Raw genomic sequence first — 493 nt, 5'->3', positions numbered from 1 at the left:
GTGTACGCATAGATAACGACTTTCATGAGCATTTTAGGGTGATAGCTGTCCCGGCCACCTCCGGGATAAGCTTTGGTGAAGAGCTTCATATCTAAGCGATTGACCGCATCGTTGATGACGCGTACGAGATGATTTTCGGGGATATCTTCTTGCAAGTCCATTGGCAAGGACAGTTGATCCATGGTATATTCTTTGTACATAAAGAAGCCTCTCTTTACTTAGAATGGTTGGGTGGTACCTCCATTTTAACAAGGGTCGGCTTCTTTTTGTTTGAGCATTTCATGAACAGGATAAAGGGCAGACGGAGCATGAAATGATTCTGGAGAAGCGTCAGCGTTCGCTTTTGTAAGGGGATTGCCTACCTCTGAAAGATTAATTCAAGGAATCCCTGAGCAATGGCGATCGGAAGAACATTTCATGCGCAGGCTGCTGTTTAGCCTAGATAAAAAAAGGGGGTGCCCATCGTCATTTTCATGACTTATGGGACACCCCC

The 493-nt window shown here is 45.4% G+C and carries 1 protein-coding gene; it reads right to left on the bottom strand.

The genetic code is table 11. The features are described 5' to 3' along the window. Window positions 1-200, bottom strand: a 200-nt coding sequence (locus CFI03_RS23900; protein ID WP_481857709.1) for a transposase, incomplete at its 3' end; no start/stop codon positions are given. Window positions 201-493 lie beyond the last annotated feature (293 nt).

This window comes from Paenibacillus sp. ATY16 (genome assembly GCF_003399985.2).
GTDB lineage: Bacteria > Bacillota > Bacilli > Paenibacillales > Paenibacillaceae > Pristimantibacillus > Pristimantibacillus glycanilyticus.
This window is presented reverse-complemented; position numbering and strand designations above follow the sequence as displayed.